A 15,590-nucleotide genomic window follows, 5' to 3' on the forward strand; every position below is an offset into this window, starting at 1 on the left:
TCGAAGAAGGTGCGGTCCTCATGATCAGGAAGATCGGCGTCATCGGGGCAGGCCAGATGGGCCGCGGCATCGCGCATGTCTGCGCGCTCGCCGGCTACGACGTCACGATGGTCGACATTTCCGAGGCGCAGCTCGCCAAGGCGATGGACCGGATCGAGCAGGCGCTCGACCGTCAGGTGTCGCGCAGCGAGATCGAGCCCGCGGACAAGCCCGCCGCTCTGTCCCGGATCAGGACGCAGGTCGGTTACAGCGGCTTCGAGACGATCGACCTGGTGATCGAGGCGGCCACCGAGAGCGAAGAACTGAAGCGGAAGATCTTTGCCGAGATCCGCGACATGCTGAAGGACGAGGTGATCGTCGCGACCAACACCTCGTCGCTGTCGATCACCCGCCTGGCTGCGACCATGCGTCACCCCGAGCGGTTCATGGGCATGCATTTCATGAACCCGGTGCCGCGCATGCAGCTGGTGGAACTGATCCGCGGCATCGCGACCGACAACCCGACCTACGAGGCGGTGCGCGAGCTGGTCTTCAAGCTCGACAAGACTCCGGCGGTGTCGGAAGACTTTCCGGCCTTCATCGTCAACCGCATCCTGCTGCCGATGATCAACGAGGCGATCTACACGCTCTACGAGGGCGTCGGTACGGTCGAGGCGATCGACACCGCGATGAAGCTGGGCGCGAACCATCCGATGGGTCCGCTCGAGCTGGCCGACTTCATCGGCCTCGATACCTGCCTGTCGATCATGCAGGTGCTGTATGACGGCCTGGCCGACAGCAAGTATCGCCCCTGCCCGCTGCTGGTGAAGTATGTCGAGGCCGGCTGGCTGGGTCGCAAAACCGATCGCGGCTTCTACGACTACCGCGGCGACGTTCCCGTGCCGACCCGCTGACGCGGCACAGGATCATCGAATCTTCTGGGGCCGCCTTCCGGGCGGCCCCTGCCGTTTGAACCTCAGCGGCCCGCCGCCGCTTTGCCGATGGCGGCGTTGATCAGGGCCACACCTTCGGGTGCATCCCAATGGGCGATGCCGACCAGCCGGGCGATCTCGCGGCCTTCGCGATCGATCAGCAGGGTGGTGGGCAGGCCGGCGACCCTGGTGGCCCCCAGCGTGCGCATGGGCTTGTCGATCGCAACCTCGATCCGGTCGAGATTCAGCTTTTCGAGGAAGGGGCCGACCACGGCCGCACCACCCTGATCGGCCGCGACCGCAAGCACGGTGAAGTCGGCGCCGCCGAGCGAGGCCTGTAGCCGGTTCAGGGCCGGCATTTCCTCGATACAGGGTGCGCACCACGTGGCCCAGAAGTTGAGCAGCACGACCTTGCCCCGGTAGTCGGCAAGCGTCACCGGGCTGCCGTCGAGCCTGGTCATTTCAAGTGCCGGCAGCGGAGCGGGCTGGTCCTGGACCTGAAGCTTCGCCAGACTGTCCCGTGCAAAGGAGGCATCGATCCCACCCGGCTTGTCGGCGGGGCCGAAGCCGCGGTAGATAAGGACACCCGCCACGATGACGACGACGGCGGCGGCGAGAGCGGCGATGACCGGTTTCTTCATGCGAGGCGGATCTCCGTGTGAGGAAGGGCTGTCGCGACTATCCGCCTGCCGCGCAATCGCCGTCCCCATCCGTCGAAACCCGGGGAGACCATCCAGGTCCCCCGACCTGCCAGGAAGCCGAGGAGCGAGATGACCAGCGACAGCAAGGGCGGCGCCGGCCGCGCGAGCGGCGTGAACATGTGGGGCGGCCACTTCGACAGCGCGCCCTCGGATCTGATGCAGGAGATTAACGCCTCCATCGATTTCGACAAGCGCCTCTACGCCCAGGACATCGCCGGCTCGCGCGCCCATGCCCGGATGCTGGGCGCCAGGGGGATCCTCTCGGCCGAGGACGTGGCTGCGATCGAAAACGGGCTCGACCAGGTTCTGGCCGAGATCGAGGGCGGTGACTTTCCGTTCAGCCGCGAGCTTGAAGACATCCATATGAATGTCGAAGCCCGGCTGACCGAGATCATCGGCGATGCCGGCAAGCGGCTGCACACCGGCCGGTCGCGCAACGATCAGGTCGCGACCGATTTCCGGCTGTGGCTGCGCGACATGCTCGACCGTTTCGACGGCCAGCTCCGCGATCTGCAGGCGGCGCTGATCGAGCGTGCGGAACAGCATGCCGAGACGGTGATGCCCGGCTTCACCCATCTCCAGACCGCCCAGCCGGTGACCTTCGGTCATCATCTTCTGGCCTATGTCGAGATGTTCGGTCGCGATCGCGGCCGGCTCTCCGATGCCCGCCGCCGGCTGAACGAAAGCCCGCTGGGGTCGGCGGCGCTGGCCGGCACCTCCTTCCCGATCGACCGGCACATGACGGCCGCCGAACTCGGTTTCGACCGGCCGATGGCCAACTCGCTCGACGGCGTCTCGGCGCGCGATTTCGCGCTGGAGTTCCTGGGAGCGGCGGCCATCTGCGGCACCCATCTTTCGCGCATTGCCGAAGAGCTGGTGATCTGGTCGTCGGCGCCCTTTCGCTTCGTGCGCATGTCCGACGCCTATACCACCGGCTCGTCGATCATGCCGCAGAAGCGCAACCCCGATGCGGCCGAACTGGTCCGCGCCAAGGTCGGCCGGATCATGGGCGCCCAGGTCGCGCTGATGACGGTGATGAAGGGGCTGCCGCTCGCCTATTCGAAGGACATGCAGGAAGACAAGGAGCCGACCTTCGATGCGGTCGACGCCCTGTCGCTGGCCATCCAGGCCATGACCGGCATGATCCGCGATCTGACCATCAACCCCGATGCCATGCGTGCCCAGGCCTCGGGCGGCTATTCCACGGCGACCGATCTGGCCGACTGGCTGGTGCGGGTGGTGGGGCTGCCCTTCCGCGAGGCGCACCATCTGACCGGTCGCGTGGTCCGCGCCGCCGAGACCCGCGGGCTCCGGCTCGACGAACTTTCCGCCGAGGATCTGGCGGCGGTGGATGCCCGGATCACGGCCGAGGCGATGGCGGTGCTGACCGTCGATGCCTCGGTGCGCAGCCGCACCTCGTTCGGCGGTACCGCGCCTGACGGCGTGCGTGCCCGTGCGGCCGAAGCCAGGGAGCGCTTTCTGTGAGCCACTTCTCCATCCGCCTCCGATACCTCGTCCTGGCCCTGATGATGGCGACGGCCCTTGCCGCCTGCGGCAAGAAGGGTGAACTGGTGCCGCCGATGGCGGTGAAATCCGACGGCACCGTCGACAAGGAGAAGATCCCCAACTATCCGGTGGGGTCCGACCCGAAGAGCCTGGTGACCCCGGGCCGCACCAATGGCCCCGGCCTTGGTGTGCCGCCCTACTGACGCCCGATCCCGAGGACGACATGGATCATTTCGAATACCGCAACGGCATCCTCCATGCCGAGGACGTGCCGCTGACCCGGATCGCGGCCGAGGTGGGCACCCCGGTCTACGTCTATTCCCGCGCGACCCTGACCCGCCATGCCCGCGTCTTTCGCGACGCGCTGGCGGGGCTGGATCCGCTGATCTGCTATGCCGTGAAGGCCAATGGCAATCAGGCGGTCCTGAAGCTGCTGGCGGCGGAGGGCTATGGCGCCGATGTCGTCTCGGCAGGCGAGATGAAGCGTGCTCTGGCTGCCGGCATCCCGGCCGGGAAGATCGTGTTCTCCGGCGTGGCCAAGACCGATGCCGAGATCCGCGCGGCGCTGGAGGCGGGCATCCTTCAGTTCAACGTCGAAAGCGACGCCGAACTGGACGCGATCGAGCAGGTGGCGGCAGCCATGGGGGTGACGGCGCGGGTGTCGCTGCGCATCAACCCCGATGTCGATGCCGGCACCCATGCCAAGATCACCACCGGCAAGGCCGACAACAAGTTCGGCATCGCCTGGGATCGCGCGATCGACGTCTACGCCCATGCCCGACGGCTGCCGCATGTCGAGGCGACCGGCATCGACCTGCATATCGGCTCGCAGCTTTCGAAGCTCGAACCCTTCGAGGCGGCTTTCACCCGCACGGTGGAGCTGATCCGCAGGCTCAAGGCCGAAGGTCACCCGATCCGCCATCTCGATCTGGGGGGCGGCCTCGGCATCCCCTATAGCGACGAGACGCCGCCTGCGCCCCAGGCCTATGCGGAGATGGTGCACCGGGTGACCGGCAACCTGGATCTGAAGCTGATTTTCGAGCCGGGCCGGGTGATCGTCGGCAATGCCGGGCTGATGCTCTCCGAGGTGGTCTATGTCAAGGAGACGGCGAGCAAGCGCTTCCTGATCCTGGATGCGGGCATGAACGACCTGATGCGTCCGGCCCTCTACGACGCCTATCACGAGGTGGTGGCTGTCAACGAGCCCGCGGCCGGGGCGCCGCGGGACCCGGTGGAGATCGTGGGCCCCGTCTGCGAGAGCACCGACGTCTTCGCCCGGGAGCGGCCGATGCCGCCGGTGGCGCGGGGCGATCTGGTCGCCTTCCGTTCTGCCGGTGCCTATGGCGCCACCATGTCCAACACCTACAATGCCCGCGAACTGGTGCCCGAGGTGCTGGTCGATGGCGACCGCTATGCCGTCATCCGTCCGCGCCAGACGGTCGACGAGCTGATCGCGATGGACCGTGTCCCCGACTGGATCTGAGATCCGGCGGACCCGCGCATGAATGAAGAGGGCGGCAGCCGGTGACCGGCTGCCGCCCTCTTGCCGTTCGACCGCCGGGCTGCCGAGCGGGGTCAGCCCTCTTTGGGGGCCAGCACGCCGATAAAGGGCAGCTCGCGGAAATAATGAGCGTAGTCGAGGCCGTAGCCGATCACGAACAGGTCGTCGACGGTGAAGCCCACATGATCGGCCTGGAACTCCACCTTCGCCTTGCCGGGCTTGTGGAGCAGCACGCAGGATTTCACCTCCGCAGCGCCGCGCGACAGCAGGTGAGCGCGGGCGAAGCGCAGGGTGCGGCCGCTTTCCAGGATGTCGTCGATCAGCAGGATCTGGCGGCCCTCGACCGAGTCGGTCACGTCCTTGCGGATCTCGACCACGCCCGAGCTGGTGGTGCTGCGGCCATAGCTGGACAGCATCATGAAATCGACCTGAGGCTGCATGCCGGCGCCGTGCAGGCCCCGGATCAGATCGGCGCAGAAGACGAAGCTGCCCTTCAGGATGGCGACCAGCAATGGTTCCGGCCCCATGCTCGACGCGATCTCCGAGGAGAGCCCCTGGATCCTCTGGTCGATTTCGCCTCGGCTGATCAGGGTGCGGATGTCGCCTTCCGGACGCATGCGGTCTGGTCTCCAGATGTCGGGGATGGATAAGGCGCCGCGCCTGGCGGCGGCGGCGCCTTTGGGAGTCTATTCTGCGGCCGAGAAGCGCACGTCGAAGCGGACTGCCTCTCGCGGCGGATTTTCGACCCGCTGGTTGAAGCGTAGAACCTCGCCGGGCAGCATGCGGTTCGACGAGACGCTGAAGCTCGACGTTCCGAGTTCCTGACCGCCCGCGCCGTAATACATGATCGTGAGCGGCGGAACGGCCCGGACACCGTCGGAGAGATTGTAGATCTCGCCGTCGATTTCGAGGATCGGCCGTCCCTCGACCGTTTCGCCCCGGGCAACCAGGTTGCGAACCTCGAGCCCCAGCACCTCTCCCCCGACACCCAGGCCCAGCGTGCCATAGACGGCGGCGGTGAAGGGCAGGGCGCGTACCACCTGTTCCCGGCCCACGATCAGGCCGCCGATCATCGCGGCGATCACGATGCCGAGGGCGGTGAAGGCCGGCCAGCGCGGGCTGCGGGCGGGGGCCATATCCATGGCAACCGGGCGCCGCTCGTACAGGCTGGCGGGCTCGTCGGGGTTCTCGTCACGGGGCAGCGCCAGGGGGCGCGGCATGTCGGCCGGCGGGTCCTGGTGCCAGACATGGCCGCATTGGGTGCAACGCACCTTCCGGCCATCAGGGCCCAGGGACTGCGGGTCGAGCGTATAGCGGGTCGAACAGGCCGGGCAGGTCAGGATCATCGCTCGAAACCGAGGGTGTGCGGGGCGGCATGCGCCGTGCCGCCGGGCGGCCTGGCAGGGGAGGTCCTCGCGCCGGATGAACGGGTGCAGCCAAGGTTGCAGCCTCCGTCCGGGCGGGTTATAGGCTCCACCGGGTGCCGGTTGCAAGGCCACCGGCCCCGTGCCATGCTTCCCGCGGCGCGTCATGAGGATACCCTCCTACGGAACCCCCTCGCAACAGGCAGGATCGATGGCCGACGAGACGGCTCTAGTCCGGTTCGACGACGTCGGCATGCGGTATGACGGCGGCGCCGAGGTGCTGCACGGCGTCAGCTTCAGCCTCGCACCCGGCTCTTATCACTTTCTGACCGGCCCGAGCGGTGCCGGCAAGTCCACACTTCTGCGGCTGCTCTACCTGGCCCAGCGGCCGACGGCGGGGCAGATTTCGCTCTTCGGCCGGGATGTCCGCGAACTCGGCCGTGCCGATCGCGCACGCATGCGTCAGCGCATGGGCGTGGTCTTCCAGGATTTCCGCCTGCTGCCGCATCTGAGCGTGTTCGACAACGTCGCCCTGCCGTTGCGCATCCTGAAGGCGCCGGAGGCCGAGATCCGCCGCGATGTGGGGGAGCTGCTGGCCTGGGTGGGGCTGGGTGAGCATGAAGCGGCCTCACCCGCCACGCTGTCGGGTGGCCAGCAGCAGCGCCTGGCGATCGCCCGGGCGGTTGTGGTCCGGCCGCGGCTTCTGCTTGCCGACGAGCCGACCGGCAATCTGGATGCCGAGATGGGCCTGAAGCTGATGCACCTCTTCGAAGAGCTGAACAAGCTGGGCACGACCATCGTGATCGCCACCCATGACACGACCTTGCTTGCCCGCTTTCGCCATCCCCGCCTGGTGCTGACCGAGGGACGGCTGAAGACCATGCCGCCCGCCCCGCCGCCGCGGGGACCCGTGGTTCAGCGCACGGCGCCGGTGGCGCCACGCGCCGAAGACACGCGCGGGGAGGGGCGGTCATGATCGGTCGTCGTGGTGCGGGCCTGCCGCTCGGCCGGGATCTGTCGGCGCGTTTTCTGCCCTGGCTGCTGGCGCCGATGGCGGCCCTGCTGGCGCTGGCCCTGATCGCGATCGGCACGGCCGACCGGGCGATCGATCGTTGGGCCGCGGCGCTCGGCGATCGGGCGACCATCTGGTTGCCGGCATCGGAAGATCAGGATCACGGGCCCGATGCCCGGCTCGGGCCATTGATCGGGCTGCTGGAGGCCGAGCCGCTGGTGCGCGAGATCCGGCCGGTCCCGCGCGAGGATGCCGAAGCCCTGGTCTCCCCCTGGTTGGGGCCGGAACTGGCCGAGGTGGATCTGCCGCTGCCGACCCTGGTCGATCTGACGCTCGCACCGGCCCGGCCGGGGGAGATCGAGGCCTTGTCCGATCGCATCGCCGAGCTGATCGAGGGCGCCCGGCTGGAACGGCCGGGCGACTGGGTGGCGCGGCTGGCGGCGATCGGCCGCACGGTGCAGGCAGCCGCGGCGGGGCTGGGCGCGCTCTTCGGGCTTGCCGCCGCGCTGGCGGTGATTTTTGCGGTCAAGACCGCGCTGGCCATCCATCGCGAGACCATCGACATCCTCCATGTCATGGGCGCACCCGACGACTATGTCGCCCGGCAGTTCGCCATGCAGGGGCTCCGGGTCGGCTTCTGGGGCGGCCTGGCCGGCAGCCTGGTGGCGGCGGCGCTGGTCTTTGCCGCGGGCGCGGTTCTGCCCGAAACCTCGGCGCCGCTGCTGCCGCGGCTCGATCCCGGGCCGGTCGGCTGGGGCGGCCTCATTCTGGTGACGCCGGCCCTGGCGGTGGTGGCGGCATTGGTCGCCCGCATCACCGTCATCCGGCGCCTGAGGGCGATGCCGTGAGCCGCCGTGGCCGTGGGCGGCGGCTGGGCGGCGCATCGGCAGGGGGACCGCGACGGCGCCCCTGGCGGTTGCGCCTGCTGGTCTGGCGCCTGCTGCTGGTGGCGGTGGGGGCCTGGGCAGCCGGTTTCGTGATCTATGCCGAAACCCTACCGTCCGAAACCCCGCCCGACTGGCGGCGCACCGATGCAATCGTGGTGTTGACTGGCGGCGCCGACCGGCTGGGGGTGGGGCTGGATCTGCTGGATGCGGGGGCGGCTCCGCGGCTGTTCATTTCGGGTGTCGACCGCCGGGTCGACCTGCCTGGCCTGCTGAAAGCGTCGGGACGTGAGGCCGCAGACTATGCGGGGCGCGTGGTGCTGGGCTTTTCCGCCGGCGACACGGTGGGCAATGCCCGCGAGACCTGGGGCTGGGCAGAGGCGCAGGGCGTGCGCTCGATCCGCCTGGTCACGGCGTCCTATCATCTGCCGCGGGCTCTGATCGAGTTTCGCCGTGCCTTGCCGGGGGTGGAGATCCTGCCCCATCCGGTCATCCCGGAACATGTCAAGCAGGACGGCTGGTGGCGCTGGCCGGGCACGGCCGCGCTGTTCCTGGCCGAGTATCAGAAATTCCTGGTCGCCTGGGCGCGGGACTGGCTGCTCCGCAAGCTGTTGCCCTGGCCGGCCGGCATGGTTGACGAGGTCGGGGCATGACTGCGGTGCGGGCGCTGGTCTTCAGCCTGTTCTTCTATCTCTGGGGCACGGTGATCATGCTGGCGGCCCTGCCCGTCGCCTGGAGTCGGGGGGCGCTCTGGTGGCTGCGCCGGGTGTGGATCCGGGGGTTCCTGGCGGTGCTGAGGCTGCTGGTCGGCCTCAGGGTCGAGATCCGCGGCCGCGCGCATCTGCCGCCGGAGCCCTTCATCATCGCTGCCAAGCATCAGTCGATGCTGGAGACTTTCGTGCTGGGCGCGCTTTTCGACCGGCCGGCCTTCGTGCTCAAGCGGGAGCTGACCTCTATACCGGTCTTCGGCTGGTATCTGAAGCGGGTGGGCATGGTGCCGATCGACCGGGCGCGCGGACCGTCTGCGCTCAGGCGGATGCACACCGCTGCCCGGGCCTGTGCGGCCGAGCGCCGGCCCCTGATCATCTTTCCCGAAGGCACCCGCCGTGCGCCCGGTGCGCCGCCCGATTACAAGCGCGGGCTTGCCCTGGTGGCGCGGGCCACTCCCGATCTGCCGGTGGTGCCGGTGGCGCTCAACACCGGCCTGTTCTGGGGCAAGGGCCTGCTGGACAAGCGGCCGGGGGTGACGGTGATCGAGATCCTGCCGCCGCTGGCCCCCGGGCTCCAGGGGGATGCGCTGCTCGATGCCGTCGCGGCGGTCATCGAGCCGGCCTCGGCCCGGTTGGCGCATGGATCATCCGGGGAGCGCTGAGGTGATGCGACCATCCACCGCAGTCTGTGGATAACTCTGTGTATGATCTGGGGATCCGTGCGGGCATCCGGGCTGAACAGAGTCTGAGAGTCTTTTTAACTCTTTGATCTGAAAAGGAGTCAGCGCCGGCATCCACATGTCGTCCGAAATGTGGATGAAATCCCCGGAGCCGTGTTCAGTCGATCAGGAAATGTGCGATGGCCGAGGCGATCGGGCGCGCCCGGTCTTCCTGCCATGCCGTGGTGTGAACATTGACCACCCGACGGCCCATCTTGGTGATCCGGCTGGTGGCATAGGTATCCACGGCCCGGCCCGAGCGCAGATAGTCGATGGTGATGGTGATCGTCTTGGGCACGCGGACCTGCGACATCTCCCAGGTGACGTGGGAGAGGGCTGCGGTTTCCAGCAGCGAGCCGATGATCCCGCCATGCAGCGCCCGAAGCACCGGGTTGCCGATATGCTCCGGGCGATAGCCCATCCGGAAGACCAGTTCGTCCTCGACCAGATTGGCGGTGAGGTTCAGGAACCGGGCATAGGGCACCGCCTGGTTCAGGGGCGTGAAGTCGCCGGTGGCGCGCGACCGCTCGATGGCATCCTGAAGGCTGGTCATTCGGCGTCCTCGCGATGGGTCACCTTGGTGCCGATCATGAAGCTGCCGGCGGCGGTGGCGATGGGGCCGTCCTCGCCCTCGTGCCAGGCTTCGGCGGTGACGAAGGCAACATTGGGGGTGACGCGGGTTACCCGGGCGCGGGCGTGCAGCCATTTGTTCGGCGTGGACGGGCGCATATAGTCGATGCGCAGGTCGAGCGTCGCGATCGGCTGCAGCCGGGGCAGGGCGGTGAAAACCGCAATGCCGCAGGCGCTGTCGATCAGCGTGGTGACCACGCCGCCGTGCAGCACGCCGGTCTCGGGGTTGCCGATCATGAAGCTGCGATAGGGCAGGCGCACCACCGCCAGACCCTTGTCGATCTCCAGCACTTCGAGACCGAAATGGCTGATCAGCGGGTGGTCTTCGCCGAAGATCGCCCTGAGGGCGGGATTGTTGCCCGTATCGAGTGCCCCTTTTCCGGCGGGCGTTCCGTCCGTTTCGGTCATCGTCTGGCGGCCGTCCTGTGCGTTTCCATCGCCTTGGTTCTTCTGATCCTACACGTGCTTACCCGAGGTGGGCCCGGAAGGCAAATTTGTTGCGCGGGTGTACTCCGCCGTCGGGACCTCGACGCCGCGTGCCACCGCGTCCAGAACGTCGCGGAGCGGGCCGCCATGCAGGCCCATCTCGGCCATCCGCTCCAGCGTCTGCGACAGATAGTCCCGGGCCGTTCCCATCATGCCGGTGCCGGCGCGGACCAGCTCCGCCATGTGTTCCAGCCCCAGCCGGCCGGTATAGCGGGCGCCGTTGCGATCGGCGACATAGGTGACGGCCGGTACCCGGCGGCCGTCGTCGAGCCGGACCGGCAGAATCCGGCGCAGATAGACCCGATCATCCTGGCCCATCTCGCGGTCGTCCAGATAGGCGAGCACGGTTCGGGTTTCGTCGGCCCGGATACGGAAGGCGATGCCCCGGCAGGCGCCGCCGCGATCCAGCCCCATCACCAGACCGGGCCGCTCGGGCGTGCCGCGATAGCGGGTGGAATAGATGCACAATGCGCGGTGATAGCCGTAGAGCAGCGCTGCCCGGGCCTCTGCCGGCTCGAAGCCCGGCCGCCACATCAGAGAGCCGTAGCCGAACACCCAGACGTCGCCACCGTCCATCGACATCATCCGCCTTCCCATGTCATGCCCGTCCGGCAGTTTCAGCCGTGCAGTCTACGCCGCGACCTGCGGGCGCGAAAAGCTTTGTGACCGTCTGGCTGTCCATGACCGGGCCGCAGCCCCGTGACCATTGAGGGGCGATCCTCCCATATCTCGACCCCTGTTCCTCGCCGCGTTATACAGGCCCCAGCCGTGCCGCTCGTGGTGCTGCCGTCCAACGGAGAAAGCCCTGGCCTCATGCGACTGAAGCGTGTGTTCGTTCTCCTTGCCATCCCGGTGGTCGCCCTTGGGGCCTGGACGGTGGTCTGGTTCCGCATCGCCGACGAGGTGAAGGCGTCCGTCGACGCCTTTGCGGCCGACCAGGCGACATCCGGGCGCAGTTTTGCGCATGGAGACGTGGCCGTGAACGGCTGGCCGTTCCGGGTGGAGGCGACCGTGCCGCAGCCGGTGCTGACGGCGGAGAACGGCCGCAATACCGTCCGGGCCGACCGGGTGGTGGTCTATGTGCAGCCCTTGCAGATGCGCCATCTGGTGGCGGTGATCGAGGGCCCGATCGCCTTTGCCGATGCCACGGCGCGGATCGAGCTCGAACCCGAACACGCCGCGTCGAGCCTGGTCTTCGACGAGGCCGGCCGGCTGGAGCGCGGGGCGCTCGACATGACGAAGATCAAGGGGCGCATGATCGAAGGCGATGCCCCGCCTGCCGCCTTCACCATGGAGCGGCTTCAGGTCCATGAGCGCCGCGAGGCCGAGGGTGGCGCCCGTGCGGCACTGGAGATGGAAGGGCTCGACCCCGAGGCAGAAGATTATCCGATGCTGTCGCGGCTGTTCATCGACGTCACCCGGCCGCAGCCGATCGACGAGCCGGTCGATCGTGCGGCGCTGGAACGCTGGCGCGATGCCGGGGGCACGGTCGACCTCACCCGCTTCGAGGCGATCGCCGGCGAGGTGACGGTGACCGGCGACGGCACGTTCGCGGTCGACAAACTGCTGAGGCCCGAGGGGGCGGCCTCCTTCCGCATCGCCGGCGCCGAGGAATTGCTCGCCCGGCTGGAACGGTCCGGCCGCATGACGCCGCAGGTCCGCACCATGCTGGAACAGATGCTGGGCCTGTTCGAACAGGTCGAGGAGGGCGGCCGCAAGGCGGTGCGGGTGCCGGTGACGATCCAGGCCGGCGTGCTGACCGTGGCCGGCCTGCCGATCGTGCCCGTTGCACCGCTGCTGCCGCCCGAGCAGCCGTCCTGACAACGACCCGGAGGTGTTCTCAGGGTCGGAGGCGCGTCAGGCCTGGCGCGCCTCGATGATCGCCCGCCGGGCGTCGCGGGTGCGGGTGAACAAGGCTTCGAGCTTGTCCGCCTCGCCCCAGCGGATCGCCCGCTGCAGGGCCTGAAGATCCTCGGTGAAGCGGCCGAGCATTTCCAGCACCGCATCGCGGTTGTTCAGGAAGACGTCACGCCACATCACCGGGTCGGACCCCGCCAGGCGCGAGAAATCGCGGAAGCCACCCGCGGCATATTTGAACACCTCCCAGTGGTGGTGCTCCTCCAGGTCCATGACCGTGCCGACGATGGTGTACGAGATCAGATGCGGCAGATGCGAGGTGATCGCCAGAACCGTGTCGTGGTGCTCGGGCGTCATCACGTCGACATTGCTGCCCATCGCCCGCCAGAACCGGGTGCAGAGATCGACCGCACCGGCATCGGCCCCTTCGATCGAGGGCGGGGTCAGGATGCACCAGCGGCCGTCGAACAGCGTGGCGAAGCCGTGCTCCGGGCCTGACTTTTCGGTGCCGGCAACCGGATGGGCGGGGACGAAATGGATGCCGGCCGGGACATGCGGGGCGACGTCGGCGACGACCGAGGTCTTGGTCGACCCCACATCTGAGAGGATGGCGCCGGGCCGCATGGCCGGGGCCGCGGCTGCGGCGATGCCGCCCATGGCACCCACCGGTGCGCAGATCAGCACCATGTCGGCATCGGCCACCGCATCCGCGATGCTGGTCGCGGCACGATCGATGGCCGAAAGCTCCAATGCCGTCGCCAGCCGTCCGGCATCCGGATCATAGGCCACCACCTCGCCCGCGGCGCCATACTGGCGGGCCGCCCGGGAGACGGAGCTGCCGATGAGGCCGATGCCGAGAATGGCAAGGCGGCCGATGACCGGGGGGTTCTTGACCATGAGACGGGTTCCGGAAGGCGGAGGGCAGGTGTCGGCAGCGGGACGAGGCGACCGGCGCCCCGTCCGCTACGGCGATGATCAGTCGGCGTTGCGGCCCAGGATGTTCTTCAGCGAGGCCAGCATGATGTCGAGGCTGTCGGCGGCACCGATGGTGATGCGCAGGGCATTGGGCAGGCCGTAGCTCGCCATGGCGCGCAGGATGATGCCGTCGGCCATCAGCGCTTCGTAGACGCGGGCGGCGGTGTTCGGCCCTTCGGCGGGGAAGTCGACCAGCAGGAAATTGCCGTGGCTGGGATGGACGGTCAGGCCAAGGGCCGTCAGCTCGCCCGCAAGCCAGGTCCGCTTGGCGACCGTGTAGTCGCGCACCCGGGCTACATGTTCCTGGTCACGCACAGCGGCGGCGGCGGCGATCTGCGCCGGTAGCGGCACGTTGAACGGGTTGCGGATCCGGTTCAGCACGTCGGCGACGACGGGCGAGCAATAGGCCCAGCCGACGCGCAGGGCGGCGAGGCCGTAGATCTTCGAGAAGGTCCGGGCCATCACGACATTGTCGGCGGCGTCGACCAGTTCGGTACCGGGCGAGTAGTCGGGGTCGGTGACGTATTCGGCATAGGCCGCGTCCAGCACCAGCAGGGTCGAGGCCGGCAGGCCGGCATGCAGGCGGCGGACCTCCGGGAACGGCAGCAGGCTGCCGGTCGGGTTGTTCGGGTTGGCCAGGAACACGATCCGGGTGTTCGGCGTGACCTTGGCCAGAAGCTGGTCGACATCGGCGACCAGCGCCTGTTCGGGGGCCGCTACCGGCTGCGCACCCACGCCCCTGGCATTCAGCGGATACATCAGGAAGCCGTACTGGCTGTAGAGGACGTGATCCTCGGGCCCCGCATAGGCGCGGGTCAGCAGGGTCAGCACTTCATCCGAGCCGCAGCCGGTGACGATCCGCGCGGGATCGAGCCCGTGCACCTCGGCAATCGCCTCGCGCAGGTCGTCGGCACCGCCTTCGGGATAGCGGTGCAGCATCGATGCACAGGAGAGATAGGCCTCCACCGCCTTGGGGCTGGGGCCCAGATCGTTCTCGTTCGAGGCGAGCTTGATCGACCGGACGGCGCCGTCGGCCGAATTCTTGCCACCGACATAGGGCTTGATGTCCATGATGCCCGGACGGGGCGTAAGGGCGGTCATGCGGGGTCTCCACTCATCGTCAACCGCGGCCCGTGCAAGGCCGTGCGCAGGAATGTCGCGGCTGCCGGGCGGATCACTGTCTCTGGTCTTCTGGCCCGGGGGCGCGGGCACTCTGCCGATGCGGGGGCGGCCGCCGGCTTATTCGGCCGGCGGCGCGGGGTATCGCAGTTCCTCGGCCGAAAGCGGCGTGGCATATCCGCCGATCGGGATCACCCGCACGGCCACGTCGTTGAAGCAGCCGGCCAGGCGGCCGAGCCGCTCGTCGCCGGCCCCGACGAATTCGGCCACTTCCAGAAGATGGGTGCGCAGATTCGCCGGGCCACCGGTCACGTGGCTGTCCACCCAGCGGGCCTTGAGCCCTGCGCGGTCGAAGCCTTCGAACAGCCGGTCGCGGCTGATTTCGGAGCCTTCGAGTTCGACCGCGATCAGGGTGCGGTCGTCGCCGGTTGCCTCGGGCTCGAGGGTGGCGATCACCAGGCCGTCCAGATCCTGAGCCCGGCTGTTGGGCATGCGGACGAAGGGCAGGCGGGCGATGACCTTGGGCGTGCCCGGCCGTTCGCTGAACAGACCGCGCCACCAATGGGCATCGCCATCGGCACCGCCGGTCCCCGGAATGGGAAGGACGCCCACCGTGGCATTGCCCGAGCTGACCTCTGCCAGCACGTCGGAAGCGCTGCGCCAGGCATGCATCGGAGCGAAGGAGCCGAAATGGTCGCGGGAAAGATCCCAGTACTCGCCGTCGCCGCGCGTATCCAGCACCGCGACCGAGAACGGACCTTCCAGACACAGCGACCCGATGATCATCTCGCGCCACAGCCGGAGCAGGACCGGTCGCGGGAAACGTCCGCGATGCTGGGCGTTCAGCCGGCGTAGCATGCGCGCCTCGCGGCCGGGGCGGATGAAGCTGACCTGCCCCCAGGCCTCGCGCTTGATCTCACCCACACGCTCCACCAGCTCCGTCCGGCGAACGATCAGGTCATGGAGATCGTCGTCGATGGTGTCGATCTGCCGGCGCAGCGCATCAAGGCGTTCTTCGGGCGTCGGTTCCGTGCTGGACATGGGCGGCGCGATCTCCGGGAACACGCGAGGCGCGTGGGTGCGGCCGGCGCGGTCGATCGTGGACGAGGGGGGGCGGGCGGACGGGCATCGGACGGGAACGGTCGGCGCGGCAGGTGCGGCTGCGTGCAGACGCCGCGCGCCACCGATCGTCGGGCGTCCGCTGCCCGGCGTTCA

General features: G+C 68.4%; 18 protein-coding genes. 9 read left to right on the forward strand and 9 right to left on the reverse strand.

Annotated elements, in window-relative coordinates:
* Window positions 1-20 precede the first annotated feature (20 nt).
* Entirely contained in the window at window positions 21-893 is an 873-nt protein-coding gene (locus TMO_RS00650) for a 3-hydroxybutyryl-CoA dehydrogenase (protein WP_014743644.1), read from the forward strand.
* A gap of 62 nt (window positions 894-955) precedes the next feature.
* Here the strand turns inward: TMO_RS00650 and TMO_RS00655 are convergent, their stop codons facing one another.
* Window positions 956-1,552: a TlpA disulfide reductase family protein gene (locus tag TMO_RS00655; protein WP_014743645.1), complete on the reverse strand. Its 597-nt coding sequence runs from the start codon at window positions 1,550-1,552 to the stop codon at window positions 956-958.
* 129 nt (window positions 1,553-1,681) lie between these two features.
* On the opposite strand from TMO_RS00655, the gene argH reads away from it, so the two are divergent.
* From argH to lysA, 3 genes are read left to right on the forward strand one after another with little or no spacing between them, the layout of a single operon-like run.
* Entirely contained in the window at window positions 1,682-3,097 is a 1,416-nt protein-coding gene (gene argH, locus TMO_RS00660) for an argininosuccinate lyase (RefSeq protein ID WP_014743646.1), read from the forward strand.
* Entirely contained in the window at window positions 3,094-3,321 is a 228-nt protein-coding gene (gene lptM / locus TMO_RS00665; protein WP_041604767.1) for an LPS translocon maturation chaperone LptM, read from the forward strand. The genes argH and lptM overlap by 4 nt, the downstream gene beginning before the upstream one ends.
* Before the next feature lie 20 nt (window positions 3,322-3,341).
* Window positions 3,342-4,601: a diaminopimelate decarboxylase gene (lysA, locus tag TMO_RS00670; protein ID WP_014743647.1), complete on the forward strand. Its 1,260-nt coding sequence runs from the start codon at window positions 3,342-3,344 to the stop codon at window positions 4,599-4,601.
* A gap of 92 nt (window positions 4,602-4,693) precedes the next feature.
* On the opposite strand, the gene hpt is transcribed toward lysA, so the two are convergent.
* Entirely contained in the window at window positions 4,694-5,236 is a 543-nt protein-coding gene (gene hpt / locus TMO_RS00675; RefSeq protein WP_014743648.1) for a hypoxanthine phosphoribosyltransferase, read from the reverse strand.
* 69 nt (window positions 5,237-5,305) lie between these two features.
* Window positions 5,306-5,965 carry an MJ0042-type zinc finger domain-containing protein gene (locus TMO_RS00680; protein WP_014743649.1) on the reverse strand — a complete coding sequence of 220 codons (660 nt, stop codon included), beginning with the start codon at window positions 5,963-5,965 and terminating at the stop codon, window positions 5,306-5,308.
* Between the two features lie 229 nt (window positions 5,966-6,194).
* Between TMO_RS00680 and ftsE the strand changes: the two genes are divergently transcribed.
* From ftsE to TMO_RS00700, 4 genes are read left to right on the forward strand one after another with little or no spacing between them, the layout of a single operon-like run.
* Complete coding sequence (gene ftsE / locus TMO_RS00685; protein ID WP_014743650.1) at window positions 6,195-6,959, forward strand: cell division ATP-binding protein FtsE; 765 nt, start codon at window positions 6,195-6,197, stop codon at window positions 6,957-6,959.
* Window positions 6,956-7,843, forward strand: coding sequence for a cell division protein FtsX (locus TMO_RS00690; RefSeq protein ID WP_014743651.1), 888 nt, complete (start codon window positions 6,956-6,958; stop codon window positions 7,841-7,843). Before ftsE ends, TMO_RS00690 begins: the two co-directional genes overlap by 4 nt.
* Window positions 7,840-8,532: a YdcF family protein gene (locus tag TMO_RS00695; RefSeq protein WP_228382247.1), complete on the forward strand. Its 693-nt coding sequence runs from the start codon at window positions 7,840-7,842 to the stop codon at window positions 8,530-8,532. Before TMO_RS00690 ends, TMO_RS00695 begins: the two co-directional genes overlap by 4 nt.
* Window positions 8,529-9,251 (forward strand): lysophospholipid acyltransferase family protein, encoded by a 723-nt coding sequence (locus tag TMO_RS00700; RefSeq protein ID WP_014743653.1) that lies wholly within the window; start codon window positions 8,529-8,531, stop codon window positions 9,249-9,251. Before TMO_RS00695 ends, TMO_RS00700 begins: the two co-directional genes overlap by 4 nt.
* 175 nt (window positions 9,252-9,426) lie before the next feature.
* Here the strand turns inward: TMO_RS00700 and TMO_RS00705 are convergent, their stop codons facing one another.
* Genes TMO_RS00705 through TMO_RS00715 form a run of 3 tightly spaced genes read right to left on the reverse strand, consistent with a single transcriptional unit; the run spans window position 9,427 to window position 11,009 of the window.
* Entirely contained in the window at window positions 9,427-9,861 is a 435-nt protein-coding gene (locus TMO_RS00705; RefSeq protein WP_014743654.1) for a PaaI family thioesterase, read from the reverse strand.
* The gene (locus TMO_RS00710) at window positions 9,858-10,346 is read right to left on the reverse strand and encodes a PaaI family thioesterase (protein WP_014743655.1); all 489 of its coding nucleotides are present in this window, start codon (window positions 10,344-10,346) and stop codon (window positions 9,858-9,860) included. Before TMO_RS00710 ends, TMO_RS00705 begins: the two co-directional genes overlap by 4 nt.
* Window positions 10,347-10,394: 48 nt before the next feature.
* Window positions 10,395-11,009 carry a gamma-glutamylcyclotransferase gene (locus TMO_RS00715; RefSeq protein WP_014743656.1) on the reverse strand — a complete coding sequence of 205 codons (615 nt, stop codon included), beginning with the start codon at window positions 11,007-11,009 and terminating at the stop codon, window positions 10,395-10,397.
* Between the two features lie 228 nt (window positions 11,010-11,237).
* On the opposite strand from TMO_RS00715, the gene TMO_RS00720 reads away from it, so the two are divergent.
* On the forward strand, window positions 11,238-12,245 hold the full coding sequence (locus TMO_RS00720) for a DUF2125 domain-containing protein (protein ID WP_014743657.1): 1,008 nt from the start codon (window positions 11,238-11,240) through the stop codon (window positions 12,243-12,245).
* A gap of 36 nt (window positions 12,246-12,281) precedes the next feature.
* Here TMO_RS00720 and TMO_RS00725 read toward each other — a convergent pair whose 3' ends face one another.
* From TMO_RS00725 to TMO_RS00735, 3 genes are all read right to left on the reverse strand, one after another.
* Complete coding sequence (locus TMO_RS00725) at window positions 12,282-13,178, reverse strand: prephenate/arogenate dehydrogenase family protein (RefSeq protein ID WP_014743658.1); 897 nt, start codon at window positions 13,176-13,178, stop codon at window positions 12,282-12,284.
* 78 nt (window positions 13,179-13,256) lie between these two features.
* Window positions 13,257-14,357: a histidinol-phosphate transaminase gene (gene hisC / locus TMO_RS00730; protein WP_014743659.1), complete on the reverse strand. Its 1,101-nt coding sequence runs from the start codon at window positions 14,355-14,357 to the stop codon at window positions 13,257-13,259.
* 138 nt (window positions 14,358-14,495) lie between these two features.
* Window positions 14,496-15,416: a chorismate mutase gene (locus TMO_RS00735; RefSeq protein WP_014743660.1), complete on the reverse strand. Its 921-nt coding sequence runs from the start codon at window positions 15,414-15,416 to the stop codon at window positions 14,496-14,498.
* Window positions 15,417-15,590: the final 174 nt, after the last annotated feature.

The sequence above is a fragment of the Tistrella mobilis KA081020-065 genome, assembly GCF_000264455.2.
In the GTDB taxonomy this organism is placed as follows: Bacteria; Pseudomonadota; Alphaproteobacteria; order Tistrellales; family Tistrellaceae; genus Tistrella; species Tistrella mobilis.

Excerpts from the sequence above, each read along its gene's own strand:
- TMO_RS00650 (WP_014743644.1), top strand. The coding sequence starts at position 21 with ATGATCAGGAAGATCGGCGTCATCGGGGCAGGCCAGATGGGCCGCGGC.
- TMO_RS00655 (WP_014743645.1), bottom strand. The coding sequence starts at position 1,552 with ATGAAGAAACCGGTCATCGCCGCTCTCGCCGCCGCCGTCGTCGTCATC.
- argH (WP_014743646.1), top strand. The coding sequence starts at position 1,682 with ATGACCAGCGACAGCAAGGGCGGCGCCGGCCGCGCGAGCGGCGTGAAC.
- lysA (WP_014743647.1), top strand. The coding sequence starts at position 3,342 with ATGGATCATTTCGAATACCGCAACGGCATCCTCCATGCCGAGGACGTG.
- hpt (WP_014743648.1), bottom strand. The coding sequence starts at position 5,236 with ATGCGTCCGGAAGGCGACATCCGCACCCTGATCAGCCGAGGCGAAATC.
- TMO_RS00680 (WP_014743649.1), bottom strand. The coding sequence starts at position 5,965 with ATGATCCTGACCTGCCCGGCCTGTTCGACCCGCTATACGCTCGACCCG.
- ftsE (WP_014743650.1), top strand. The coding sequence starts at position 6,195 with ATGGCCGACGAGACGGCTCTAGTCCGGTTCGACGACGTCGGCATGCGG.
- TMO_RS00690 (WP_014743651.1), top strand. The coding sequence starts at position 6,956 with ATGATCGGTCGTCGTGGTGCGGGCCTGCCGCTCGGCCGGGATCTGTCG.
- TMO_RS00700 (WP_014743653.1), top strand. The coding sequence starts at position 8,529 with ATGACTGCGGTGCGGGCGCTGGTCTTCAGCCTGTTCTTCTATCTCTGG.
- TMO_RS00705 (WP_014743654.1), bottom strand. The coding sequence starts at position 9,861 with ATGACCAGCCTTCAGGATGCCATCGAGCGGTCGCGCGCCACCGGCGAC.
- TMO_RS00710 (WP_014743655.1), bottom strand. The coding sequence starts at position 10,346 with ATGACCGAAACGGACGGAACGCCCGCCGGAAAAGGGGCACTCGATACG.
- TMO_RS00715 (WP_014743656.1), bottom strand. The coding sequence starts at position 11,009 with ATGATGTCGATGGACGGTGGCGACGTCTGGGTGTTCGGCTACGGCTCT.
- TMO_RS00720 (WP_014743657.1), top strand. The coding sequence starts at position 11,238 with ATGCGACTGAAGCGTGTGTTCGTTCTCCTTGCCATCCCGGTGGTCGCC.
- TMO_RS00725 (WP_014743658.1), bottom strand. The coding sequence starts at position 13,178 with ATGGTCAAGAACCCCCCGGTCATCGGCCGCCTTGCCATTCTCGGCATC.
- hisC (WP_014743659.1), bottom strand. The coding sequence starts at position 14,357 with ATGACCGCCCTTACGCCCCGTCCGGGCATCATGGACATCAAGCCCTAT.
- TMO_RS00735 (WP_014743660.1), bottom strand. The coding sequence starts at position 15,416 with ATGTCCAGCACGGAACCGACGCCCGAAGAACGCCTTGATGCGCTGCGC.